The organism is Hyphococcus formosus (assembly GCF_046736345.1).
Classification (GTDB): domain Bacteria; phylum Pseudomonadota; class Alphaproteobacteria; order Caulobacterales; family Parvularculaceae; genus Hyphococcus; species Hyphococcus formosus.
On sequence record NZ_CP157210.1, the window covers coordinates 1901019 to 1925257 of the forward strand.

Sequence of the window (24239 nt, forward strand, 5' to 3'; positions counted from 1 at the left end):
CTTAGCCATGGATCGCATTCGCAACGCAGTAACGCGCGCCCGACATACTCGAGATGCCACTGCGCCAGAAAGCACAGAGACAAAGACCCCGTTTGAAAAAGTCACAGAACGGGCGAAAGCCAATGCGCGACCTCAACCGGCTCCACAACAGGAAGCCGCAATTGACGACTTGAACCTCGCAACCGTTGAATGTGATTTTGAAAAGTTCGGTGCAAATCGCATTATTGCAAACGAACAGGATCCAGTATTGAACGCCTACCGCGTATTGCGGACACGCGTTCTGCAAAAGATGGAAGCCGAGGGCTGGAAGACCCTTGCGGTCGTTTCGCCTGGCTCAGGCGCAGGTAAAACGGTGACTGCTATTAATCTCGCAATAGCCATCAGTTCAAAAGCGGGATCACGCGCCACACTGATCGATCTGGATTTCTATCGTCCTAGTGTCGCTCGCTATCTCGGCCTTAAAGAATTCCCATCCGTACTCGACTATTTCGAGGGTCAGCGCGACCTCAGGGATGTGGCCGTACGTCCCGGATTGAGTGATGTCGTTTTGATCGCTAATGAGCGCGTCACCCGGCGTGGGGCCGAACATCTGACTTCTGATCGTGCGGATCAACTGATCGACACGTCAATCAATGATTTTGGCTCTCGTGTGGTGATTTTCGACATGTCGCCACTTCTTGGCTGTGACGACACAATCGCTTTTTTACCGAAGGTGGACTGCGTTCTGCTTGTGGCTGCCAGCGGAGACACCCGCGTGGACGAATTGAAGGAAGCACGCCGAATTCTGGGAAAAACCAATATTTTGGGGACTGTGCTGAATAAGGCACCAGCGGCGTTTATGCCGAACCAATACTACTAATAGGCGATTTTTCTCCATCACCAGAAAAGCCTGTCCCGGAAACGGGTCTCTGTGTCATTATTCTTGGCAATTATGGCTTTTGATTCTTGAAGCCCGCAGGTAAACTACCCAGTATATTAACCTGTGAATGAAATATTCATTCACAGGCGTTTTAACAGCCTGTTAGTTATAATCATTACGAGCCGACCGACATGAAAATTTCTCAGCCCGTCAAACTCGCAGGCATCATAATCGCGCTGATCGTCCTGTATTTCATGATCAGAAGCCTGTTTGCGGGAGAAGCCGAGCAGGTTGAGGCTGCGGCCAATCCCGACTTTACCGTCGTAACCGAAATAATTTCACCACAAGACTGGCGTGACGAAGTCACGATCCGAGGGCGTACAAAAGCCGAACGAAAAGTAATCGTCCGCGCAGAGACTAGCGGCAACATTATTGCTACCCCAACAAAAATTGGCTCTTTCGTATCGAAGGGCGAAGTTTTGTGTCGCCTGAGTGTTGATGCGCGGCGGGCCCAGCTTGCCGAAGCCAATGCAACCCTCGCCAAAGCAGAATTGGACTACAACGCCGCTGAGAAACTTGGCGAGGATGGGTTCCGATCAGAAACCGGTGTGGCGCAAGCGAAAGCCGTGCGCGACCAAGCCCGCGCTCTGGTCGAACGCGCGCGTCTGGAACTGGAAAAAACTGAAATCAATGCGCCCTTCGATGGTGTTTATGATGAACGGCACGCAGAAGTTGGTGACTACCTAAAGGTTGGTGATCCGTGTGCTACCGTTATTCAACGCTCGCCCTTTCTGATCGTCGGCGCGGTCTCGGAACGCGATGTCAATAAAATTGCGATTGGCGACCGCGGTGTCGCGACCTTGGCGACGGGCGAGACCATTGAGGGAACGGTTCGCTTCGTGGCGAAATCAGCCGATCCGGCAACCAGAACATTTGATGTCGAACTGGAAGTCCCGAATGATGACGGCAATCTTCGTGACGGAGTCACTGCGGAGTTCACAGTCTTCGCGCGCGAACGCAGCGCACACCAAGTGCCTCGATCTGCGTTGATCCTGAATGACAATGGCGATCTTGGCATTCGCTCTCTTAACGGCGAAAATATCGTTCAATTTGAGCCGGTTAGAATGCTCGGCGAAACACCAAGCGGGATCTGGGTATCCGGACTAGAAGCCCAAGTTAAGCTGATCACAAGCGGTCAGGGTTTTGTCTCAACCGGGCAAAAGGTTCAATCTGTTGATGCCGCGGAGCGTCAGTCGTGACCCGCATAATTGACGCCGCTTTCACGCGAACACGCGTGGTCATGACCGCTCTTGTGGTCATGATTTTATTCGGCTTCGTTTCATACAACACCATTCCGCGGGAATCGGAGCCAGATATCACGGTGCCGATCGTCGCCATTTCTCTACCGCTGCCCGGCGTATCGCCAGAGGATGGCGAGAGACTTCTGGTCCGTCCGACCGAATTGGAATTGCAAAATGTCGAGGGGATTAAGCAAATGGATGCCCTCGCCTATGACGGCGCGGCGCAGATCATTTTGGAATTTCACACCACAGTCGATATCGACCAAGCCGTTCTCGACGTACGCGAAGCGGTTGATCGCGCAAAAGCCGATTATCCATCGGACGCGGAAGAACCAATTGTATCAGAATTTAACGTTCAAAATCAGTTTCCCATACTGACGACCATCATTTACGGTAATGCTCCTGAGCGGGCATTGTTTCAAGCCGCCAAAGACCTAGAAGACCGCTTAAGTGGTGTTCCCGGCGTCTTGGAGGCAAAGCTTACAGGCGCTCGCGAAGAGCTTTTAGAAGTCATCGTCGACCCTCAGGTACTGGAATCCTATGGGCTCACGGAACTCGAAGTCGTCAACGCCGTAAACGCTAACAATCAATTGGTCACCGCGGGTTCCATAAAGCAGGGTGACGGAACATTCGCGATCAAGGCACCGGGGCTCGTTCGTAACGCGCAGGACCTTGCGGCAACTCCCGTGCGCGCCAATGGCGACAATGTCGTAACAATTGGCGATATCGCATCGGTGCGTAGGACTTTTAAAGACCGACAGGGTTATGCGCTTTTCAATGGCGAGATGGCCATTGGTGTTGAACTGACAAAGCGCGCCGGTTCTAACATCGTTGAGACTATTGAATTGGCCCGCGCGGCCGTCGAGGAAGAAGCCAAATTTTGGCCGGCAACGATCCAATACGAATTCCTAAGCGATCAATCCGTCACGGTTAAAGACTCACTTTCTGGACTAACCGCATCGGTGATGACTGCCGTTCTGTTGGTCATGGTTGTGATTGTAGCGGCTCTGGGCCTTCGCTCTGCTCTGATGGTTGGCATCGCGATTCCGACCACCTTTCTGATGAGCTTTTTGTTTTTATCCGTATCCGGATATACGCTCAATATGATGGTTATGTTCGGTCTCATTCTCGCGGTCGGTATGCTCGTTGATGGGGCGATCGTCATTGTTGAATATGCTGACCGGCGTATGGCCGAGGGCGCAGCGCGGAAAACCGCCTATCTCGAGGCCTCAAAACGCATGTTCTGGCCCGTCATTACGTCAACAGCAACGACATTGGCCGCCTTTGTTCCGTTCTTATTCTGGAACTCCGTGCCCGGCCAATTCATGCGCTACTTACCGCTTACATTGATCTATGTGCTGCTTTGCTCATTGGTTGTTGCACTCATCTTTCTACCGGTGATCGGTTCATTATTCGGCATCCCCGATTGGATGAAGCAACGGATGAAACTGAAGGGAAAAACTGAAGGGCCACCGAAGCAATATGAAGTGGATGAAGTTGATCCGACGAGCCTAACAGGGCCGGTTGCCACCTATGCACGCGTTCTTAAAGACCTTGTCCGCCGGCCAGTATTAGTCGCCGCGGGCGCATTTGCCGTGGCATTTTTGTGCCTTGAATCCTTCAAACTCGCGGCACCCGATGTTGAATTTTTTATTCGAAGCGACGACGAGCAAATCAATGCATTGGTGCTCGCGCGCGGAAACTTGTCCGCAGAGCAGAAAATCAACGTCGTCCGGGAAGTCTCAGCACGGCTCGAAGACCACCCGGCAATTGAACATATATACATCCAGACCGGCCCCGGCCTTTCGCGCACGACCGAAATGCCTGCTGAAACGATTGGACAAGTTGGAATAGACCTCATCAGCTATTCGGAGCGGCAACATTCGCAGATCGTGTTGGACGAGTTGCGTGCCCGCGTTCAAGATGTACCCGGTGTCATTGTCGAGGTACGGCAACGCGAAAGCGGTCCACCCGTCGGTAAAGACGCACAGGTCGAGATAACTTCCCCCGATTTCGACGCCATGGTCGCTGCGGCGAAAAAGGTCCGTCAGTTTGTTGATGAAACCACCATTGTCGTCGATGGTCAGGAAGTCCCTGCCTATATGGATCAGGAAGACACGCTGCCCCTCCCCGGCATTGAATGGTCGATGGAAATCGACAGAGCGCTTGCGGGCCGATACGGTCTATCCGTTCAGCAAGCTGGTGCCGTCCTACAATTTGTGACTGATGGCTTGTTGATAGACAAGTACCGCCCATCGGACTCCGATGATGAGGTCGATATCCGCGCGCGCTATCCGGAGGACAACCGAAATATTTTCGCGCTCGACGCCGTCCGGGTCCAAACCCCGCAAGGATCGGTGCCGTTATCCAACTTTGTGACACGGGAAGCAAAACCACAGGTCGACCGGATTGTTCGCCGTAATGGCAAGCGCGTGATAGACGTAAAAGCGAATGGAAATACCCGTGTCGAAGGCCATGTTGTAAGCCAGGATCGCGCCATTAGCCACATGAAGGAATGGCTCGAGACAGGCGTTCTCGGCCCGGATGTAAGCTGGGTAATGCGGGGCGCGGATGAAGACGCAAATGAAGCCGCTGCATTCTTCCAAGTCGCTATGGCCTCGGCTTTGTTCATGATCGCGATGATTTTGCTGTTGGAATTTAATAGCTTTTATCACGCCGCATTGACCTTGGTCGCGGTTATAATGTCCGTATTCGGCGTTTTACTTTCGATCGCAATAACCGGTCAATATGTCAGCATCATCATGACCGGCACAGGCATTGTCGCGCTCGCCGGGATTGTGGTGAACAATAACATTGTCCTGATTGATACTTATCAATATCTGCGCCGGAAGGGCCTAAATGTCGAAGAGGCTGTGGTGCGCACGGCCGCTCAGCGAATCCGCCCCGTTCTTTTGACGACCGCGACGACAATTCTGGGTCTCTTGCCTATGGTCTTTGAAATTAACGTGGATTTTGGCGCGGGAACGATCACACATGGTTCAACCACCTCTAGCTGGTGGGTTCTCCTTTCATCGGCAGTCGTATTTGGCTTGGCATTTTCAACCGTTCTGACACTAATTCTAACGCCTGTAATGCTGGCCGCCCCTACGGTACTGCGAAGCCGCGCGCCAATGCTAATACATAGCCTAATGACAGGCTATGTTTGGCTCCGCCGTCAATTAGGCCTCAAATCCGGGCCAGCAAAATCTGCGAAATCAAAGAACGATACCGATTATCAGCACGCTGCGGAATAAATCCGCAGCGCTTGAATGTTACTTATTCCGTCTCTTCGTCTTCCGCTGTGGGGACTTCAAAGATCTGACCTGGATAAATCAAATCCGGGTCACGTATCTGATCGGCATTAGCCTCATAGATGATCGTATATTGCGCGCCCCGTCCATAGGCACGCCGCGCAATACGCCAGAGACTATTGCCGGGCTGAACGATGACCTTACCGTCGCGCAATTGAATTTGATCTGCGGATGCTCGCTCGAATGGTAATTCGATAGCATATTCGGGACGTCCCTCTTCATCGAGCTGAATTACCAATAGCTGGTACACACCGGGCTCCACCTGTATCTCCGGTGCGATCATCCAATTGCCGTCTTCGTCCGCAGCAACCTGCCCGATCAGTTGCCGGTTTATAAAGAGCTGAACCACTCTTCCCGGGTCTGCGCGGCCAGAAAAAATGACAGCTCCTGTATCATCATAGTCGATAACATCGAGGCTCAATGGCCCCAAACCGGGACCTGCCTCACGCGGATCTTGTAACACTTCGGTTGCGCCGCCCGGTGTCGTCCGCAGGACAAGCGGGATATCCCCTTCTCGTTCCGGTACGTAAATCAGGATCGTGTCCTCAGAGCGGATTACCGTACCGTCACCGGTTTTCATAGAAAGCGATAATTCAACCGGCCCAGCATCGAGTGGCGTATCTGTTGAAATGACCCAAGAGCCATCTCGCTCCGCTTCTACTTTCTCAAGAACTTCATCATTTGCGTATATAGTAACCTCAGAACCGGGTTTTGCGCGGCCAGCGATCACTGCGTAACCGGTACGGTCGACCCTGACGACATCAAAGCTCGGGAGCGCTGGTTCTGTCGCTTGCTCGGCAGGTTCTTCAGTCGCAGGAACTTCCGTTGATTGCTCGCTCGATTGTTCTTGCGGGCTGTCGATAATTTTAAATCTTTCAGCGGCCTTCCAGCCGATGAATCCGAGAACGATCAGTAACAGGATTATGATGATAACACGCACAGAACACTGCTCCTTTTGGTTAATTCGCAGGCTTGAATTTACTTTACCCGCTTGTAAAACCGCGTACAATGCCCGACCAACAAAAAGAAACGTGTAAGTCTATGAAATCATTATGTGTTTATTGTGGATCACGCCCTGGCAATGATCCAGCCTTCAAAGAAGCAGCGATTGCACTCGGTCAGGAAGCCGCAAAACGCAGTTGCCGCATCGTTTACGGTGGCGGCAAACTGGGTCTGATGGGCGCTACCGCGGGTGCGGCCCGTGACGCAGGCGGCAAGGTTTTCGGCGTCATCCCTGATTTTCTTGTTGAATTAGAAGGCATTCTCGAGGGCGTTGACCATAAAGTCGTCAGCAACATGCATGAACGGAAGATGACGATGTATGAGGAGTCTGACGCAATCGTCACACTCCCCGGCGGCATCGGAACCCTTGAAGAACTGATCGAAGTTCTCTCCTGGGCACGCCTCGGCCTTCATCGAAAACCTCTTATCGTTCTGAATGTGAACGGTTTTTGGACTCCGCTCCGCGAACTCCTGAACCATGTCGTCGAGAGCAATCTCGCAGACAAAGAGCTTTTGAATGACCTTGTTTTTGTCGACAACGTGCAGGACGTGTTCAAAGAAGCTGAAGATCGGATGCTAAGCGCCCGCGTTTAGCATCTATGCGCGCTCGCCCCGGAGACGAGCGCGTGCCTTCTCAGCGCCGATAAGAGGCAATAAAACCGCCATTTCAGGGCCGCGTGCCCGACCGGTCAGCGCTAAGCGCAGGGGCATAAAGAGCTTTTTTCCTTTTGCCCCGGTTTTTTCCTTAATCGCGTTAGTGAGTTCCTGCCATGAATCGTCGTTGAGCTCATCCGGCACAAGCACCGCGGCCTCATTCGCAAATGCGGCGTCTTCAATTACCGGATCGATTTCACCATCGACGACCTCAACCCACTCCGCGACATCCGACAGCCGGGTAATATTTCCACGAACGGCGTTCCAAAGCGGCTCAGAAATTTTCGCATCGCTTAAGCGATCTGCCACCGCATCGTAGGCGGTCTCATGGAATAATTTCGCATTCAACGCTTCGAGTTCGGTGTTGTCGAAACGCGCTGGCGCACGCCCTAGCCGGTCGAAGTCGAAGCTTTCGGCAAGCTTCATCAAATCCGACTGCGGAATAACTGGATCGGCGGTACCGAGCTTGGCCAGGAGGCTGGTGATTGCCGCAGGCTCAATGCCATCTTCGCGCATTGCCTGAATAGAAAGCGAGCCAAGTCGTTTCGACAGCCCTTGCCCATCGGCACCGACCAAAAGAGAATGATGCGCAAATTGCGGCGGCGTTCCGCCGAGCGCTTTGATAATCTCAATCTGCACGCCAGTATTGGTGACGTGATCTTCACCGCGCATCACATGTGTGATCGACAAATCAATATCATCAACGCAGCTGGGCAACGTATACAGAAAAACACCATCGGCCCGGATCAATACCGGATCGGATACACTTGCGGTCTCAACGACCGTCTCTCCGCGAATGAGGTCGTTCCATTTTACCTGCGCCTGCGAGAGCTTAAAACGCCAATGGGGCTTCCGGCCTTCTGCCTCATAAGCGGCAATCTGTTCCGCAGTGAGGGCGAGCGCAGCCCGATCATAGACCGGGGGCAATCCACGTGCGCGCTGTATCTTCCGCTTGCGATCAAGCTCTTCAGCCGTTTCGTAGCAAGGATAGAGAAGACCGGCCGCTTTCAGCCCCTCCGCAGCCTCCTCATATCGATCAAACCTCGCGGATTGGCGCATGGTCTCATCATAGGTCAGACCAAGCCAAGCGAGGTCTTCTCGAATACCGTCCTCATATTCCTTGGTCGACCGCTCCAGGTCCGTATCATCGATACGCAGGACGAAGGTTCCGCCAGATTTTCGGGCGAATAGCCAATTCCAAAGGGCAGCGCGCACATTGCCGACGTGCAATTTACCAGTAGGCGAAGGCGCAAAACGGACTTTAACACTCATGATATTTTCAACTCTCGCGGAAGGACCGTTGGATTAGCGGGTCCGATGCCTCTGGTCAAACGGCCTATTTATCGCGCCAGCCATTTGTTATCGGATATCGGCGATCTCGACCGAAATTCACCGCGGCGACCTTTGGTCCCGGCGGTGCCTGCCGCCGCTTATACTCAGCCACATAGAGAAGATGCTCGACCCGACGGACCAATGCTTCTTCATAGCCCTTGGCCACAATATCGCGCACCGCCATTTCTTTCTCGACCAACATTTCCAAAATGGCGTCCAGCACTTCATAAGGCGGGAGGCTATCCTCATCCTTCTGATCTTCGCGCAATTCTGCTGACGGCGGTTTGGTGATGATACGGTCAGGTATCACCTGTCCTTCTGGGCCCAACAATTCACTGGCGTGATGCTCATTGCGCCAACGGCACAACGCAAAGACTTCCATTTTATAAATGTCTTTGAGCGGATTAAATCCGCCATTCATGTCGCCATAGAGTGTGGCATAGCCAACCGACATTTCTGATTTGTTGCCGGTCGTTAAAACCATGTCACCAAATTTGTTGGAGAGCGCCATCAAGAGAACCCCGCGCAAGCGCGATTGAATATTCTCTTCGGTCACATCTTTCTCGCGTCCCGCAAAACTAGGAGCCAACATTTGGTCAAATGCCTCAACCCCTGGTGCAATCGGTATCGACTGGTAGGAAACACCGAGCATTTTCGCACAGGCTTCGGCATCCTCGAGGCTTTCATCGGCCGTGTATTTCGAAGGCATCATCACACACCGCACCGCATCTGCCCCTAAAGCATCAACAGCAATCGCTGCCGTTAGCGCAGAATCAACGCCGCCAGATAAACCAATCACAACCCCTTTAAATCGGTTTTTAGTAACATAGTCGCGAACGGCAAGCGTAACTGCACGGTAAATCATTTCCGAACCATCAACCCAAGGCGCGGCCGGCCCTTCCGTACACTGCCAATGATCGTCGGCTTTTCGCCATTTCGTGATAGCGACTGTTTCAGCGAATTGAGGTGCGCGATATTGAACGGCCCCACCTGCATTCATCACAAAACTAGCGCCTTCAAACAGAATTTCGTCCTGTCCGGCTAATTGGTTTACAAATATAAGCGGCAACCCGGTTGCAGTAACGCGCGCACGCGCTGCCATTGTCCGTTCCTCAATTGCAGACTTTCGGAATGGCGACCCGTGCGGGACGATGAATAGCTCCGCGCCCTTGCCGGTGAGATACTCGCCCGCACCGGGGAGCCACATATCTTCGCAGATCATTAATCCGAGCTTGACGTCATTGAAAAGTGTCGGTTCTGGGAAATCGGGCCCGGGGGTAAATCGGCGCGGCTCGTCAAACACACCATAATTTGGCAACCGTACCTTAAAGCGCTTCGCAGCGATTTCCCCCTGATTGAGCAAGAATACCGCATTATACAGCGCATCATCTTCCCGCCATGGCGAGCCGATAATCATCGCGGGTCCACCATCTCGGGTTTCCTCCGCAAGCTTTAATACCGCGTCGCGACAGGCGCGTTGATATGATGGTTTGTTGACCAAATCTTCCGGCGGGTAGCCGGAGACCACAAGCTCACAAAAGACAACCAAGTCTGCGCCAGCTTCCGCAGCCTCCATTCGAGCCTTGCGTATCCGCTGCACATTGCCGTCTACATCGCCAACAACCGGTGCGATCTGCGCAATCGCTATAGAAAGTGTATCACTCATGAATGCGATTTAGGCTCTTTCAGCGAAGAATAGAAGCATTCTGGCCTAGAGGAGCGGAAAAATATCAGGTTTTACCCTCGGTCTCGGTCACCGCCATATCCGATTGCGTCATAAACATCCCTAAAAAGGGGTGCAATTTCGGGTAAAGGAGAGCGACCGCGGGTCATTCCCATGCGCACCATCACTAGATTTTTATCTGGCACGACGAGGACATATTGCCCTTCGTGCCCCGACATAAAGTAAACATCTTCAGGCAAACCGGGAATGAAACGTGTGCGCCCATCTGTGCCATCGTGGTTTAGCCAGAATTGCGCACCATATTGCCCATCCGAGGCATCTGTGGGGGAGGCAACATAGTCAGACCATCCTTCGGGTAATACGCGTACGCCATCCCAAACGCCTTGATCAAGATAAAGCTGCCCCAATCGCGCCCAGTCACGTGGCGTCGCATAGGCAAATGACGAACCGACGAACGAACCCGACGCGTCCGGTTCTAATACAAATCTCTCGGCACCGATCGGTTCAAATAATGCGTCACGAGCAAATTGATAGAAATCTACCCCCTGCTCGCTCAGTACCTGTCGCAATGTTCTAGCAATAATATTGGCCGTCCCACTCGAATAGGACCAAACCTCACCCGGATCGTGGGCAATATCGCTCTGCGCCGCAAATCCTCCTGCGTCGGGACGTTCAAACAACATACGATTTATTTCAGATCGGGGCTTTTCGTAATCTTCTTCGAATTCTAGCCCGCTTTGCATACGGAGAAGGTCATCCCATGTGATCTGAGACTTCTCGGAATCACCCTCCCATTCAGGTACAGGCGCAGGCGCTGAAACGTCGAGATAGCCCTGATAAACCGCCGCCCCCACAAGAGTTGTGGTGACACTTTTGGCCATAGACCAAGACAAAAGCGGCGTGTCTTCATTGAACCCCTCCGCATACATCTCATCGACAATTTTATCGTCTACAACGACAAGAAATGACCGATGTTGTGCAACATTCTCTTCAAAGGCCTGCGTAAGAGCATAATCCACTGCACCATAGTCAACATATTCTAACGCCTCACCAGATATAGGCCTCGCTAAAGGCCAAGGCCCACTTGTCGTGCCGCTTGGTTTTACTGCTGGTAAAAGACCAACCCTACCCGCATTTGCTAACGTACAACCATAACCGTCGCGATAAATAGCTTTGATCCCGCCTAAACCAATCGGCCCGCTGGCGCGCACGGTTTTTGCCTCGTAGTCAACGTTAACGTGGATCTGCTTCATCGTCGCGGGCATGCCGAGGAATTCTCTACGGATGACTTCTTGTCCGTCCCGGCCTGCGACGAATATTTCGGAACAAGTGATTTTTGCTTTATAGCCTGCGCCAATTCGCGCGATGCGATCAGCTTTGACGACCCCGTAAATTACGCCAAGCGCGGCCAAAATTCCGGCGGCAGTCAATACTTTGTGATGCAGTTTCCATTCGGTCATTGGCGAAACATATCCCCTTCGACCATTCGACAAAAGGCGCGTTGTCAGGTCTTCACAAACGATTTCTAGACGAGGTCAATCTTTTGCGGTAGTCGAGTGGCGCTTATGGGAGAAATTTTATGAAGAAGATTCAGCAAGACGCTGCCTCAGCCCTTGAGGGCCTCTTGTTCGATGGGATGACCATCATGTCTGGCGGGTTCGGGCTTTGTGGTATTCCTGAGAACCTAATTCATGCGCTACGGGATAGCGGCGTGAAAGACCTTACCTTTATCTCAAACAATGCGGGCGTCGATGATTTCGGCCTTGGGCTCCTTTTGCAGAGTCGCCAGATTAAAAAAATGATTTCATCATATGTGGGTGAGAACAAAGAATTCGAACGCCAATATTTAGCCGGCGAACTCGAACTCGAGTTTAATCCACAAGGGACACTCGCCGAGCGTTGCCGTGCGGGGGGCGCAGGCATTCCGGCATTCTATACAAAAACGGGCGTCGGCACGCTCATTGCCGAAGGCAAAGAGCATAAAGAATTTAATGGCGAGACCTACATCATGGAGACCGGCCTCGTAGCAGATTTGTCGATCGTCAAGGCGTGGAAAGGCGATGAGCAAGGCAACCTTATCTATCGCAAAACGGCGCGTAACTTTAATCCGATGATGGCAACAGCCGGCAAAGTCACGGTTGCTGAAGTCGAAGAGATCGTACCTCTTGGCAGTCTGGACCCTGACAATATCCATACACCAGGTATCTTTGTTCAGCGGCTTATTCAGGGCGAGCAAGAAAAACGCATCGAAAACCGCACTGTTCGTCAACGGGAGAATGCATAATGGCTTGGGATCGGAATCAAATGGCCGAACGGGCCGCAAAAGAATTGCAAGATGGGTTTTACGTCAATCTAGGCATTGGCATCCCTACGCTTGTCGCTAATTACATTCCGGAAGGCGTCGATGTAACGCTTCAATCGGAAAACGGTATGTTGGGAATGGGACCATTTCCGTATGAGGACGAAGTCGACCCCGACCTTATCAATGCTGGCAAGCAAACCATTACGGAACTTCGCCGGACATCTTATTTCTCAAGTGCTGACAGTTTTGGCATGATCCGGGGCGGTCACATTGATCTGTCAATTCTTGGCGCAATGGAAGTCTCGGAGAATGGCGACCTCGCGAACTGGATGATTCCAGGCAAGATGGTCAAGGGCATGGGCGGCGCAATGGATCTTGTTGCCGGGGTTAAACGCGTTGTTGTCGTAATGGATCACGCGTCAAAATCAGGTGCACCAAAGCTTCTACACGAATGCTCACTGCCGCTGACCGGCAAACAAGTTGTTGATATGGTGATCACCAATCTCGGTGTCTTTGAAATCAAGGATGGCGAGGGCATGTCCCTGACAGAGCTTGCTCCGGGCGTCACCATTGATGAAGTGAAATCCCTAACGGAAGCCGATTTTAAAGTGGCAGTCTAATTACGACGCCACCGCGATCTCTTCCATCGCACGTTTCTTGTGATCGCCACCTTCATGAACAATTATTTTCAGAAGGTGTGCGATCACTTTTTCGTCGCCTGACAATTTCATATTTTTCTTTGCCTCGGCAAGAGACTTCTCACCGCGGAATGATTGCATAATCGTTGCAACATCAGAGACAAGGGTTGCAACCGCTGGTACGTCCGCACCGCGCCTGCAAACCATTTCACCATTCATATTGTAAACAGTGTACGGAAAATCATCCACAATCACATGTGCGACGTAATTGATCGTATGCTCGGGACATAGGCCCGCAAACATCTCAATCGCCAATACGACTGAGTCAGGTTGTAGATTGTCCGTATAGATGCACTCCCGAGCCGGAGAAGATTCCGGTTTTTCCATGAAATAGAGGATCGACCATTTCATAAGAGAACGGACAGTGGAACGAAGCCCCTCGCCCATGACGGTAAGTCGGTACCGGGTCTTGTTATCGCCTTGGCCAGGCGCTTCGATCAGGTCCGCCTCTTCAAGTTCCTTTAACCGCTTACTCAGAAGATTAGCGCCAATCCCGGGCAGCCCAGCCTGCAGATCGCCAAATCGCTGCGGCCCTAAAAACAGCTCCCGCAAGATCAGCAGGGTCCACCGCTCGCCCAAAAGGTCGAGCGCGTGCGCCAAAATGCAGTCCTGATTATAGGTTCGCGCCATAAAATTCCTCCGCCGTAATTCGGGCTTTTTCTGCCAAGTTACTACTATTGCTGGCATTTTGTTATGCGTTTAAAAAAATTAAACGCTAGCACCGAATATATTTGACACTTCATTTTTATATAGTAAAGTCTTTCTTGTTATCAAACGGCGAAAAAAGTTTTGTCACTCGTCGTTATCCCTGAAACGGAGAAACCCTATGTTTAACAAAACTGTAGTCGGCCTTGCGTTGAGTTCAGCCCTTTTCGTCGCCGCTCCAGCGTTTGCAGGCGATTGGACAGAAACTGTTGGTTTGTGCGCAGCTGCGGCCGAAGCCGAAGGTGCAGTCGCTGCTGACGAATATCGTGCAAAATTCTTGTACGGGTCTGGTGCCTCGACAAAAAAAGTTGCGATCGAAATGACTGCGAATGACGGAAATGTCGTCAAAGCAGAATGCAAAATCCGCCGTGGCAAAGTCACGAGCATCGATATCAAAGCCTAACCTCGCTTCGATATCTCCCTAAACTAAGCGCCTCCCTAGGGGCGCTTTTTTCTTGTTCATATTTCCAGAACTCAATCGCCGCTCAGCGAGCGATAGACCGTGCGAACCATTCTCTCACCATTGATAAATCCACCGCCCCACTCGCCATTGAGATCACTCAATGGGTCATCGGCGACAATGGCGTCTTCTTCTAGGCCCGCATCAATGAGGGATTGAATGCGCTGGCGCACATCCTTCAACATCGAGACTGTTCTTTCGAGATCAGCTTTATTTGCCAAGGGACCATGGCCGGGAATGATCATTGCATCACTATTGATCATACCGAGAACTTTTTCGTGGGTTTCGATATAGCCGTTCAGACTGCCGCCCGCACCGATGTCGATATAGGGGTATCCGCCATTGAAAAAGACATCTCCCATATGAACAACATTGGCGTCATTCATAAATATAATAGCGTCACCATCCGTATGCGCAGGGTTTGGATGCCACACGTAAATTTCCTGGTCGTTCCAATGAAACGTCAACGAATCTGAAAATGTAATCACCGGAAGCGCGTCAGGTGAAACCGCATCCGCTTCCTTGTCGCGCTTGAGAAGCCGTTGCCTGACATTATCATGAGCGACGATATGAGCACCCGCCTTGCCAAATGCCTCATTCCCGCCCGTGTGATCACCGTGATAATGGGTATTCAAAACGAAGGCGACGGGTTGGTCGGATTGAACTTTAATCGCCGCCATAATTTTATCGCTGAGCGGTGCGAACTGGTCGTCAATCACAAAGGGGCCATCCTCGCCAACCGACAGGCCAATATTACCGCCCGCTCCTTGCAGCATGAAAATACCGTCCCCTAAGGAAATCGTTGTGATTTCGACCTTTGAGAAATCCCGTTGTGCATGCGCCGCACTTGGGGAAAGCGCGGCTAATGCAAAAGCCATAATAATTGCTGATGCCCCAATTCTGAAATCCCGTCCTGTCATCGTTGTCCCCTTAGCTATTCCATCCGGTCACCATCATAGCATTTTATGCCCAATAATCGAATTAGTGCGACCCAATAACCCGTTACTGACAAGGATTTGATGACTATTGTTGCGGCGCGGTGGCCATAGGGCTAAAGGGTCCCCGTTATGGAGTTATTGTGATGAATTGGACGAAAGACAGCTGGCGTCAAAAGCCTGCCAAACATATACCGACGGACTATCCCGATCCTGCGGCACTTGAGGCCGTAGAAAAAGAACTAGAGGGTTATCCGCCGCTAGTGTTTGCTGGTGAAGCTCAAACCTTGAAAAGCGAATTGGCGAAGGTTACCCGCGGCGAGGCATTTTTGCTTCAGGGCGGTGATTGCGCTGAAAGCTTTAAGGAATTTCACGCGAATAATATTCGCGACACATTCCGGGTTCTGCTTCAGATGGCGGTTGTTCTGACCTTTGGCGCGGCTATGCCTGTTATCAAAGTGGGCCGGATTGCGGGCCAATTTGCCAAGCCGCGTTCATCGCCCACTGAGACCATTGATGGCGTCACCCTGCCTAGCTATCGCGGTGACAATATCAACGGCATTGAATTTGACGAGGCCGCACGTGCCCCTGACCCGCAGCGCCTATTGCGGGCCTACGGTCAAGCGGCAGCGACCCTAAATTTGATCCGCGCCTTCGCAACAGGGGGCTATGCGGACCTTCACAATGTCCAAAAATGGAATCTGGAATTCGTTTCCGGCAATCCACAAGAAGGCCGTTATCGCGCGCTTGCGGATAAAATCTCCGAAGCGATCACCTTTATGGAAGCTTGCGGGATAAACGGCTCAAGCGTTCGCGGCATAAGTGAAGTGGATTTTTACACGAGCCACGAAGCCCTGCTTTTGGGTTTTGAGAGCGCGATGACCAGAATCGACTCAATTTCCGGCAAATATTACGATACTTCAGCTCATATGCTTTGGATCGGTGACCGGACACGTCAACCAGATGGCGCGCATGTCGAGTTCTGTCGGGGGGTCGAGAACCCGATTGGCATTAAATGTGGCCCGTCCCTCGATCCAGATGAACTGATCGAGCTTTTAGATATATTGAACCCACAAAACGAGGCAGGACGAATTGTTCTGATCGCTCGCTTTGGTTCGGAAAAGGTCGAAGCCGGATTGCCGCCGCTTGTTCGAAAGGTGTTATCAGAAGGGCGCAAGGTCGTTTGGTCCTCCGACCCAATGCACGGCAATATCATTAAAACCGGGCAAGGTTTTAAGACACGTCCGTTCGATGCAATTCTTTCAGAAGTAGGAACATTTTTTGACGTTTGTCGCGCCGAAGGTGCCATCCCCGGCGGTGTTCATTTTGAAATGACCGGGCAAAACGTTACGGAATGTCTGGGTGGATCACAGGAAATATCCGAAGCAGACCTGCATTCGCGGTACCATACTCATTGCGACCCACGCCTAAATGCTAGCCAGGCACTCGACCTAGCCTTTATTTTGGCAGATCGATTTAAGGATAAGAGATCCTCAGTTTCATGATGAAAATGTCATCTATCTAGGTAGAGACTTTTCATGAAATTACCGGATATATAGTGTGAACATGCTCTATGGCGTGCGGCCTTCCATTTTCCGCATGACATAGAGTATGACTGTATCCGGATCCAACAGGTCCGCTCAGTTCAACGGCGCGGGGGCGCAAACGGGGGACTTACCTGTGACCACAAGTTTGAGTGTAGGCGTGGCCGGTGCCGGCGTCTTCGGCGGCTACCATGCGGCAAAATATGACGCCAACCCCCATGCGCGCCTAAACGCGATTTTTGACATCGACCACAACCGCGCCCAAGCTCTTGGGTCCCGTTTCGCGGCCCCAGCTTTCTCCAATTTTGAGCAATTTCTGGATGCCGGACTTGATGCAGTCATTATTGCAGCCCCGGCCACAGCCCATTTTGAATTAGCCGAGAGTGCGCTGAGCGCTGGGATGCACGTCTTTGTTGAAAAGCCGATCTCGCTGGAACCCGAAGACGCAGACCGTCTTATTTCGATTGCAGAGGAAAAGGCGCGCATTCTACAGGTCGGCCATCAGGAGCGGTATGTTGCGGCGACCGCCGGTCTTTTCAACCGAAAGCGCTCCCCTATCAAAATCGACTGCATCCGAGGCACCGGTGCGTCAGGCCGTTGCGAAGACGTTTCGGTCATTCTCGACCTCATGGTCCACGACATCGATATTGTTCGTAAGCTGACGGGTGCAGAAATCAAAAATGTTTCGGCAAATGGAACCCCACACGAAGCAAGTGCTGACCTCACCTTGAGCAACGACACGATTGTTTCACTCAAGGCAAGTCGTCGCGCAAGTGCACCGCAACGACGCATGACGCTTGTTTATCAAGACGGCATTATCGATTTCGACTTTATAAATCGCGAAATCAGCAACACGACGCCGGTTGCAATCGAACTTGACTTCGATCAGGAAAACGCGCCCCTCGCCTTGCGTGACCCGCTTTCTTTTGGTGCAAATGAATTTGTCGAAGCGGCACTGAATGGACGGCAGCCTATTGTGAGCGGTGCTGACGGTCGTGAAGCTGTGGCATGGGCTAGAATGATCGAGAAAAGTGCGGGCATTTATGCCCAAGGGCTTGAAGACAACCTCCTTGAAAGAAAGCGTGCATGACAAGCGTCATCAATTTAAATCCATCCGCGAAGAAAAAGTTCGACGATATTGCATTTATCGATCTTGTCGCGCAGCAAAAGCGCATCAGGCCTGCAATCGAAAAACGTCTTCAGGCGGTTCTCGACCACGGGCGATATATCGCTGGCCCAGAAATTGACGAACTGGAAGCTTTACTTTCTGAACGCACAGGCGCGCCAACTGTAATTAGCTGCGCCAGCGGCACAGCAGCACTCATTATCCCCCTACTTGCCCGTGGGGTTGGGCGCGGTGACGCGGTGTTTCTTCCGGCGTTCACCTATAACGCAACAGCGAATGCCGTTCTCCTGTGTGGCGCGACCCCTGTTTTCGTCGATATTGATCCAGACAGTTTCAATATCGACCCGGTCGACCTTGATCACAGAATTGCGGCGGTTCGCGCGGAAGGTGAATTACGGCCCCGGGCGATTATTCCGGTCGATTTATTTGGCTCGCCTGCTGACTACAACGCTATTCATACAATTGCTAAACGAGATGACTTGTTCGTTCTTGCCGACGGCGCTCAGAGCTTTGGCGGCGAATTGAACGGTACGAAAGTTGGCGCACTGGCTCCCGCTACGGGCACAAGTTTCTTCCCCGGCAAGGCATTGGGTGCTTATGGCGATGCGGGCGCAATTTTCAGCATGAACACGCATGACCGTGAACGCTGGGCTTCTATACGGTGGCACGGTACCGATGACTCCCGTCGCGAGTCGGTCCGTGTCGGATTTAATGGCCGTATGGATAGCTTTCAGGCCGGTATCTTGCTCGAAAAACTTTCTATTTTCGATGATGAATTAGAGACACGTCGCCAGATCGCCTCTGTTTATAATGACAAGCTTCAATCCGTCGCGAAGCCGCAAGTCCACGGCAAGGGCGCAAGTTCTGGGTATGGGTATTATTCGCTTAGAGTGAAGAACCGCGATGAAGCCGTCGAGAAGCTCAAGGCCAGAGGGGTTCCGACCGCGATTTATTATTCTAATCCGCTACATCTAATGCCGGCATTTGCTGATCACGCGCCCGTCAACGGCCTTCCGCATACGGAAATGGTAGCAAATGAGATATTCTCTTTGCCCATGCATCCCTATCTAAGCGATGCGCAAGTCGAATATATCTGCGAGACCGTATTAGAAGTTTGCGCCTAATTTCGCGTTACTTATCTTTTTGCGAATAGGCTTTGTGAATGAGGTGCATGCCTGCTTCAGGCCCCTCATCAATTTGTGCCAACAGACGCTCTCGATCCAGCGACCGAAATTGTTGAATATAATCTTCGATGACATTGTCGTCATACCCCATTCGCTCAAGCGCTTCCCGCGCCATGAGAATGCTCGATTCCAGCGTTTCACGAACAATTACGTCTGGTCCTAATTTTCTAAGCTCGATTTCATGCATCCGGTCATGCGCACAGGCAATGATCGTGACATTAGGCAAGCTCGCGCGGAGTGCGATGGTCGCGTGATTTACCGACTCCGGATCGTCCATACAAAGAATGATCGTCTGCGCCTCTGCGGCTCCGGCATTCATCAACATATCAAGGCGCGAACCATCGCCAAAATAGACCTTAAATCCAAACCGTTCAGCATTGCGAATATGTTGCGGATTGCGGTCGATCGCGACGATATCGACGCCAGAGTTTTGGAGAACCTGAGAAACAATCTGCCCCATACGTCCAAAGCCGACAATAATCGCATGATCTCGGCCAGCCTCGGGTCCCAATAAGTCATCGCCCACATCAGGTGCGCTATCAGCCATTCGATTGCCGATTGCCACCAATGCCGGCGTCAACATCATTGAAAGCGTCACGATCGCCGACATCAAATTAGCTTGAATACCCGTAAACATTGCCGACCCGACACCTAATGTCACGACAACAAATGAAAACTCCCCGCCCTGCGATAAGGTCGCCGCAGTACGCAAGGCGTTTTTCTGATTTGCGCCCATAAGTCGGCAGAGCATGAAGAGAATCATTGATTTCAAGACGACCAAACCAAGGGCCCCGCCAAGAACGATCAACCAGTATTCTGCGATAATACCGAGGTCGAGCCCCAAACCAATCGAGATGAAAAAGAGACCCAAGAGCAACCCTCGAAAGGGCTCAATATCAGTTTCTATTTGGTGCTTAAACGAGGACTCGGATAACAATACCCCAGCAAGAAAAGCCCCGAGCGCCATAGAAAGCCCGGCCCATGCAACGGCAATGGATGTCAGCGCAACAACAAGCAGAGCGGTTGCGGCAAAGGCTTCGCGCGAACCGGAGCCAGCGACCAACCGAAAAATTCGATCAAGGCCAAATTTGCCAATAATAATCACGGCACCGATCACACCGAGCGCTTTTATCGTGGCCCCCGTTGCATTGCCGTCTGCACCAACGCCGGCAAGCACCGGCACCGCCGCTAATAACGGAATGACCGCCAAATCTTGAAAAAGAAGAATCGAAAAAGATTGATTCCCATAGGCCGTATTTAACTCGCCACGATCTTTCAGCCATTGGAGCGCAAATGCCGTCGACGAGAAAGCTAACGAAAATCCTGCGATCACGGCCGCCTGTATTGGCATCACATTGGCGGATACGAAAAGACCCGCAATAACGACACCAGTAAGTGCCATTTGCGCTGCCCCCAAACCGAAGATCTGGTGCCGCATTGACCACAAGCGGGAAAGCGAGAGCTCTAATCCGATAATAAAAAGAAAGAGAACAACCCCAAGCTCTGCAATGTGGAACACACCTTCCTGATGATGCAGAAGTTTGAGGCCGTAAGGACCAGCAATGACGCCAGCAGCCAAATATCCGAGGATTGAACCGAGTTTGAAACGATTGAACAAGGGAACCGCAACTGCCGCAGCGCCAAGATATGTTGCCGCTTCAACAAGAAAGGCGCTGTCGGTTCCCGCCATAATATTTAACTCGGCCTTTCTTTGCTGATTAGATCAATCCGTCTGTTTCACCTAAACCTAAAGCTAGATTGACATTCTGTATTGCCTGCACTGCTGCCCCTTTTAACAGGTTGTCTTCAGCAGCAACAACGACGGCGCATTGCCCGTCATCGCTTACGGTAATACCGCCAATAACAACGCCGCGGAGATCGGTACCATCTTTGAGTTCTGGCGCGTCTTTTTGTAATTCTATCAAAGGTTCAGCGCTATATCTATTCTCAAATTGTTGAATTACAGCGTCACTGGTCATCGCCTGCGCCAGTGGAATATGGACTGTAACCATCAGACCACGGAAGGCGGGATGGACATGCGGTGAAAACCGGACGGGCGCACCCAGATGACGTGTTGCCTCGCGCTCATGCTTATGGCCCGTAAGGGCATAAGGCATAAGGTTATCTTTCAAGCGCTCGACATCATTTCGCGGGCTTGGTGTCGTTCCCGCCCCTGAATAGCCTGACACGCCAAAAACTGATGGCGGTCCACTGAGGTTATTTACGAGGGGTGCGATAGCGAGTTGCATCGCTGTCGCATAGCAGCCCGGATTAGCAATCCGCTTAGCGCGGCGAATTTTATCGCGATGCAATTCAGGCAAGCCATAAACCCAACTATCGTCAAAACGATAATCTGCGGACAAATCAATGACGATCCGATCAGGCGCATGCTTTTCGATCGCATCGACATATGGCTGACCCGCACCATCAGGTAACGCAAGAATGACCACGTCAGCCCGGCGCTTTGCCGCTTCATCGGGGCCTAGCGCCTCGAATACACACTCGTCCTTGTCCTCTGGCGCAATATCAGCAACCGGACGCCCGGCAAATTCCCTGCTCACCGCATAAGCGAGCATCAATTCGGGATGACCAGCGATCAGACGGATCAATTCTCGGCCTGCGTGCCCCCGCGCGCCAACGATACCGACTAAAAACGGGGTGCTCATTCTGCGTCATCTCCAATAAAACTTGCGGGCATAGCGGCGACCCTATCCGCAATTCGGGATATTCTCGCCCAATCCTTCTCACCTTTCCAAAACACTGTCCATGGCCCCGCCTTCACAGAGCCGTCAGCGCTATTATGGTAAAAGCCATTAAACCCGTTCGACGTCCGTGAACGCCAGAAAAAGTTCGGATTATTCTTCGTAAAGGCGCGCCAGACCGTACGCGACAACCCCTCACCACGCGCGTCTTCCACGACGGCGAATTTGTCGAGATAGACGAAATCATCAATTTTTGTGAGGAGTGCGCCCGCCCGGTAGCTGTCGGACATGATAACCTCATGGATATCAAGCCCGTCCCACCAGTGATCCTTCAATGTTCGCCCGAAGGCATTTTCAACGAGCGCAATCGTCCGATCACGATCAATCGCTGATTTGGATTGGTGACGATTGATTGCCTCACCCATCCTGACGAGCGTACCCGATCCGCCATGCGTGAAAAGCTCGCGGATCAATCCGTCGGGCGTTGTGATCGAAACCGATGTCGATAATGGCGAAGCATCGAGAAGTCGTTTGATCTCGCTCAGCTTAAGCCGCATGCCCCCTTCGACCCAGCTAGCTTGCATGAGCTTGTCATACTCGGACGCAAGGTTGATCGAGTGCATGACTTCGCCATGCTTATCGAGCAATCCGCCTACGCCCGTGAGAAAGACGATCTTCATCGGCTGCAATGCTTCGACAAGCGCACGGGTCGCGCTATCGCCATTGATGTTGACCAATTGACCGCCGGGGGCGATCCCCAAACATGTCAAAATAGGCATCGCGCCAGAACGAACGACAGATTGAATTAAGCCCTGCCGGATTGTCGTAGGCTCGCCCACAAGACCAAATTTATCCCGGTTCAGATAATCGGCTTCGATGACGCCGGCGATAACCCCCTCGGCTTCGACCCCTTGCTTGCGTACCGCCTCAACCAGCTTGATATTCTCGCCAATAAAGACATCACGTGCCACGTCCAATGTGGCATCATCCGTGACACGCAATCCATCAACTTTCGGCGTGGATATGCCCCGCTCCTTGAGCGCAATATCCAATTGCGGGCCGCCACCGTGAAGCACGATCGGCGTCAAACCCACTGTATGAAGAAAGGCAAGCGCAGAGGCGGTTTCTTCCAATTGCTCAGCGAGGATCGCGCCACCGATTTTGATGACCGCAAATCGCGACTGGTCGACCTCGGAAAATCGCTGAAGGTAAGCACGAATTTCCTTGCCGTCGCTCATATTTGAAAGCAACTGGACGATGGTCTGGCGGGTCGATGAAGTCTGGGTCATTTGATTTACGGTCTTTTACAATTTTTCATCCCGGAAGGATGAGCAGTTCTATTCACTCACTAGCCATACCGCCACCCCGAAGGGGTGCTGAATGACTATATATTCTGACCCAAACCGCCCGCGGCGGCGGATCAGCATTCCGGGAGCTTCATCGGACGATTGCCTTCATGATCGCCTTTTGCACGTGGAGCCGGTTTTCAGCCTCATCATAAGCAATACAATTTTCACTCTCAAAAACTGCATCCGTCATCTTCACGTTCCGGCGCATAGGCAAACAATGCGAGACAAGCGCATTATTCGTTTTCGCCATTTTCTCTTCATCCACAATGAAGTGTTTGTACTGATCGCGGATCGGCTTTTCAGGTTCCCAATTACCAAAATAAGGAAGCGCACCCCAGCTTTTCGCATAAACGACATCGGCCCCATCGTAGGCCTCGTCGATATTGTGCGAGATTGTCAGCGCGTGACCATTCTCCGCAGCATCTTTGCTCGCTTGGTCAATATAGCGCTCATCAAGGATATAATCTTTAGTCGGACAAAGCAGTGTTGGCTTCATGCCGAATTTTGCCGCGATCATAAGCGCGGAATTCGCGACCGCCGTATTCAATGGCTTGGGGTGATAGGTCCAGGTCAGCACAAATTTTTTGCCGTCGAGCGAAGCCAGACGTTCCTGCAGCGCCATAATATGCGCCATCTCCTGACATGGATGGGTGATCGTCTCCATATTGACGACCGGTACGTCGGCATATTTGGCGAAAGCATTCAGAATTTTGTCTTTGCGATCTTCTTGCCAATCGACGAATTTCGGAAAGGCGCGAATACCGATGATGTCGCAATAGCGCGAGAGTACTTTCGCAGCCTCTTTGACATGCTCCTCCGCTTCGCCGTCCATGACTGCGCCGTCTTCAAATTCCAACGGCCACATCCCGCCCGACGGTGATAGGACGACTGCGTGGCCACCGAGCTGCTGGGCACCCACATCAAAGGATGTGCGGGTTCGAAGCGAATTATTCAAAAACAGCAACGCAACCGTTTTGCCTCTCAAAGCATCGCCAATTGGCGAGGCCTTCATGGCTCGAGCGTCGTCGATCATGGCTTGCAATTCGGGGCGGGACCAATCCGCAGTATTCAAAAAATGTCTCATCCGCGCT

20 protein-coding genes are annotated in these 24239 nt (G+C 52.0%); 10 read left to right on the forward strand and 10 right to left on the reverse strand.

Annotated features, from left to right (window positions below; genetic code table 11):
• Nucleotides 1–7 precede the first annotated feature (7 nt).
• The 3 genes from ABFZ83_RS08660 to ABFZ83_RS08670 all read left to right on the forward strand — a co-directional run bounded on the left by ABFZ83_RS08660 (nt 8) and on the right by ABFZ83_RS08670 (nt 5414).
• Nucleotides 8–859, forward strand: coding sequence for a CpsD/CapB family tyrosine-protein kinase (locus tag ABFZ83_RS08660; RefSeq protein WP_411816149.1), 852 nt, complete (start codon nt 8–10; stop codon nt 857–859).
• Between the two features lie 191 nt (nt 860–1050).
• Nucleotides 1051–2118, forward strand: a complete 1068-nt coding sequence (locus ABFZ83_RS08665) for an efflux RND transporter periplasmic adaptor subunit (protein WP_411816150.1) — start codon at nt 1051–1053, stop codon at nt 2116–2118.
• Nucleotides 2115–5414 carry an efflux RND transporter permease subunit gene (locus ABFZ83_RS08670; protein WP_411816151.1) on the forward strand — a complete coding sequence of 1100 codons (3300 nt, stop codon included), beginning with the start codon at nt 2115–2117 and terminating at the stop codon, nt 5412–5414. The genes ABFZ83_RS08665 and ABFZ83_RS08670 overlap by 4 nt, the downstream gene beginning before the upstream one ends.
• Before the next feature lie 22 nt (nt 5415–5436).
• Here ABFZ83_RS08670 and ABFZ83_RS08675 read toward each other — a convergent pair whose 3' ends face one another.
• Nucleotides 5437–6411 (reverse strand): LysM peptidoglycan-binding domain-containing protein, encoded by a 975-nt coding sequence (locus tag ABFZ83_RS08675; RefSeq protein ID WP_411816152.1) that lies wholly within the window; start codon nt 6409–6411, stop codon nt 5437–5439.
• Between the two features lie 101 nt (nt 6412–6512).
• Here ABFZ83_RS08675 and ABFZ83_RS08680 point away from each other — a divergent pair, with 101 nt between their 5' ends.
• Complete coding sequence (locus tag ABFZ83_RS08680; protein WP_411816153.1) at nt 6513–7067, forward strand: TIGR00730 family Rossman fold protein; 555 nt, start codon at nt 6513–6515, stop codon at nt 7065–7067.
• A gap of 3 nt (nt 7068–7070) precedes the next feature.
• Here ABFZ83_RS08680 and gltX read toward each other — a convergent pair whose 3' ends face one another.
• The 3 genes from gltX to ABFZ83_RS08695 all read right to left on the reverse strand — a co-directional run bounded on the left by gltX (nt 7071) and on the right by ABFZ83_RS08695 (nt 11603).
• Nucleotides 7071–8399 (reverse strand): glutamate--tRNA ligase, encoded by a 1329-nt coding sequence (gene gltX / locus ABFZ83_RS08685; protein WP_411816154.1) that lies wholly within the window; start codon nt 8397–8399, stop codon nt 7071–7073.
• A gap of 64 nt (nt 8400–8463) precedes the next feature.
• Complete coding sequence (locus ABFZ83_RS08690; RefSeq protein ID WP_411816155.1) at nt 8464–10125, reverse strand: NAD+ synthase; 1662 nt, start codon at nt 10123–10125, stop codon at nt 8464–8466.
• Between the two features lie 71 nt (nt 10126–10196).
• Nucleotides 10197–11603 (reverse strand): serine hydrolase domain-containing protein, encoded by a 1407-nt coding sequence (locus ABFZ83_RS08695; RefSeq protein ID WP_411816156.1) that lies wholly within the window; start codon nt 11601–11603, stop codon nt 10197–10199.
• Nucleotides 11604–11722: 119 nt separating this feature from the next.
• Between ABFZ83_RS08695 and ABFZ83_RS08700 the strand changes: the two genes are divergently transcribed.
• Both ABFZ83_RS08700 and ABFZ83_RS08705 read left to right on the forward strand, forming a co-directional pair.
• Nucleotides 11723–12427 (forward strand): CoA transferase subunit A, encoded by a 705-nt coding sequence (locus ABFZ83_RS08700; RefSeq protein WP_411816157.1) that lies wholly within the window; start codon nt 11723–11725, stop codon nt 12425–12427.
• The gene (locus ABFZ83_RS08705) at nt 12427–13065 is read left to right on the forward strand and encodes a CoA transferase subunit B (RefSeq protein ID WP_411816158.1); all 639 of its coding nucleotides are present in this window, start codon (nt 12427–12429) and stop codon (nt 13063–13065) included. Before ABFZ83_RS08700 ends, ABFZ83_RS08705 begins: the two co-directional genes overlap by 1 nt.
• On the opposite strand, the gene ABFZ83_RS08710 is transcribed toward ABFZ83_RS08705, so the two are convergent.
• Nucleotides 13066–13773 carry a winged helix-turn-helix transcriptional regulator gene (locus ABFZ83_RS08710; protein ID WP_411816159.1) on the reverse strand — a complete coding sequence of 236 codons (708 nt, stop codon included), beginning with the start codon at nt 13771–13773 and terminating at the stop codon, nt 13066–13068. It lies immediately after the preceding gene.
• 196 nt (nt 13774–13969) lie between these two features.
• Between ABFZ83_RS08710 and ABFZ83_RS08715 the strand changes: the two genes are divergently transcribed.
• Nucleotides 13970–14251, forward strand: a complete 282-nt coding sequence (locus tag ABFZ83_RS08715; protein ID WP_411816160.1) for a hypothetical protein — start codon at nt 13970–13972, stop codon at nt 14249–14251.
• Between the two features lie 71 nt (nt 14252–14322).
• Here the strand turns inward: ABFZ83_RS08715 and ABFZ83_RS08720 are convergent, their stop codons facing one another.
• The gene (locus ABFZ83_RS08720) at nt 14323–15228 is read right to left on the reverse strand and encodes an MBL fold metallo-hydrolase (RefSeq protein WP_411816161.1); all 906 of its coding nucleotides are present in this window, start codon (nt 15226–15228) and stop codon (nt 14323–14325) included.
• Nucleotides 15229–15389: 161 nt separating this feature from the next.
• On the opposite strand from ABFZ83_RS08720, the gene ABFZ83_RS08725 reads away from it, so the two are divergent.
• The 3 genes from ABFZ83_RS08725 to ABFZ83_RS08735 all read left to right on the forward strand — a co-directional run bounded on the left by ABFZ83_RS08725 (nt 15390) and on the right by ABFZ83_RS08735 (nt 19037).
• Nucleotides 15390–16748, forward strand: coding sequence for a class II 3-deoxy-7-phosphoheptulonate synthase (locus tag ABFZ83_RS08725; RefSeq protein ID WP_411816162.1), 1359 nt, complete (start codon nt 15390–15392; stop codon nt 16746–16748).
• Between the two features lie 175 nt (nt 16749–16923).
• On the forward strand, nt 16924–17877 hold the full coding sequence (locus tag ABFZ83_RS08730) for a Gfo/Idh/MocA family protein (protein ID WP_411816163.1): 954 nt from the start codon (nt 16924–16926) through the stop codon (nt 17875–17877).
• Nucleotides 17874–19037, forward strand: coding sequence for a DegT/DnrJ/EryC1/StrS family aminotransferase (locus ABFZ83_RS08735; RefSeq protein ID WP_411816164.1), 1164 nt, complete (start codon nt 17874–17876; stop codon nt 19035–19037). Before ABFZ83_RS08730 ends, ABFZ83_RS08735 begins: the two co-directional genes overlap by 4 nt.
• A gap of 7 nt (nt 19038–19044) precedes the next feature.
• Here ABFZ83_RS08735 and ABFZ83_RS08740 read toward each other — a convergent pair whose 3' ends face one another.
• From ABFZ83_RS08740 to ABFZ83_RS08755, 4 genes are all read right to left on the reverse strand, one after another.
• The gene (locus ABFZ83_RS08740; protein WP_411816165.1) at nt 19045–20787 is read right to left on the reverse strand and encodes a monovalent cation:proton antiporter-2 (CPA2) family protein; all 1743 of its coding nucleotides are present in this window, start codon (nt 20785–20787) and stop codon (nt 19045–19047) included.
• A gap of 28 nt (nt 20788–20815) precedes the next feature.
• Nucleotides 20816–21763: an N-acetyl-gamma-glutamyl-phosphate reductase gene (argC, locus tag ABFZ83_RS08745; RefSeq protein ID WP_411816166.1), complete on the reverse strand. Its 948-nt coding sequence runs from the start codon at nt 21761–21763 to the stop codon at nt 20816–20818.
• On the reverse strand, nt 21760–23088 hold the full coding sequence (locus ABFZ83_RS08750; RefSeq protein WP_411816167.1) for an acetylglutamate kinase: 1329 nt from the start codon (nt 23086–23088) through the stop codon (nt 21760–21762). The genes argC and ABFZ83_RS08750 overlap by 4 nt, the downstream gene beginning before the upstream one ends.
• A gap of 148 nt (nt 23089–23236) precedes the next feature.
• On the reverse strand, nt 23237–24232 hold the full coding sequence (locus tag ABFZ83_RS08755; protein WP_411816168.1) for an N-acetylornithine carbamoyltransferase: 996 nt from the start codon (nt 24230–24232) through the stop codon (nt 23237–23239).
• Nucleotides 24233–24239: the final 7 nt, after the last annotated feature.

Coding starts and splice junctions, on each gene's coding strand:
- ABFZ83_RS08680 (WP_411816153.1), top strand. CDS start 6,513: ATGAAATCATTATGTGTTTATTGTGGATCACGCCCTGGCAATGATCCA.
- ABFZ83_RS08665 (WP_411816150.1), top strand. CDS start 1,051: ATGAAAATTTCTCAGCCCGTCAAACTCGCAGGCATCATAATCGCGCTG.
- ABFZ83_RS08715 (WP_411816160.1), top strand. CDS start 13,970: ATGTTTAACAAAACTGTAGTCGGCCTTGCGTTGAGTTCAGCCCTTTTC.
- ABFZ83_RS08660 (WP_411816149.1), top strand. CDS start 8: ATGGATCGCATTCGCAACGCAGTAACGCGCGCCCGACATACTCGAGAT.
- ABFZ83_RS08740 (WP_411816165.1), bottom strand. CDS start 20,787: ATGGCGGGAACCGACAGCGCCTTTCTTGTTGAAGCGGCAACATATCTT.
- ABFZ83_RS08695 (WP_411816156.1), bottom strand. CDS start 11,603: ATGACCGAATGGAAACTGCATCACAAAGTATTGACTGCCGCCGGAATT.
- ABFZ83_RS08700 (WP_411816157.1), top strand. CDS start 11,723: ATGAAGAAGATTCAGCAAGACGCTGCCTCAGCCCTTGAGGGCCTCTTG.
- ABFZ83_RS08750 (WP_411816167.1), bottom strand. CDS start 23,088: ATGACCCAGACTTCATCGACCCGCCAGACCATCGTCCAGTTGCTTTCA.
- ABFZ83_RS08755 (WP_411816168.1), bottom strand. CDS start 24,232: ATGAGACATTTTTTGAATACTGCGGATTGGTCCCGCCCCGAATTGCAA.
- ABFZ83_RS08720 (WP_411816161.1), bottom strand. CDS start 15,228: ATGACAGGACGGGATTTCAGAATTGGGGCATCAGCAATTATTATGGCT.
- ABFZ83_RS08710 (WP_411816159.1), bottom strand. CDS start 13,773: ATGGCGCGAACCTATAATCAGGACTGCATTTTGGCGCACGCGCTCGAC.
- ABFZ83_RS08735 (WP_411816164.1), top strand. CDS start 17,874: ATGACAAGCGTCATCAATTTAAATCCATCCGCGAAGAAAAAGTTCGAC.
- ABFZ83_RS08705 (WP_411816158.1), top strand. CDS start 12,427: ATGGCTTGGGATCGGAATCAAATGGCCGAACGGGCCGCAAAAGAATTG.
- ABFZ83_RS08690 (WP_411816155.1), bottom strand. CDS start 10,125: ATGAGTGATACACTTTCTATAGCGATTGCGCAGATCGCACCGGTTGTT.
- ABFZ83_RS08725 (WP_411816162.1), top strand. CDS start 15,390: ATGAATTGGACGAAAGACAGCTGGCGTCAAAAGCCTGCCAAACATATA.
- gltX (WP_411816154.1), bottom strand. CDS start 8,399: ATGAGTGTTAAAGTCCGTTTTGCGCCTTCGCCTACTGGTAAATTGCAC.
- argC (WP_411816166.1), bottom strand. CDS start 21,763: ATGAGCACCCCGTTTTTAGTCGGTATCGTTGGCGCGCGGGGGCACGCA.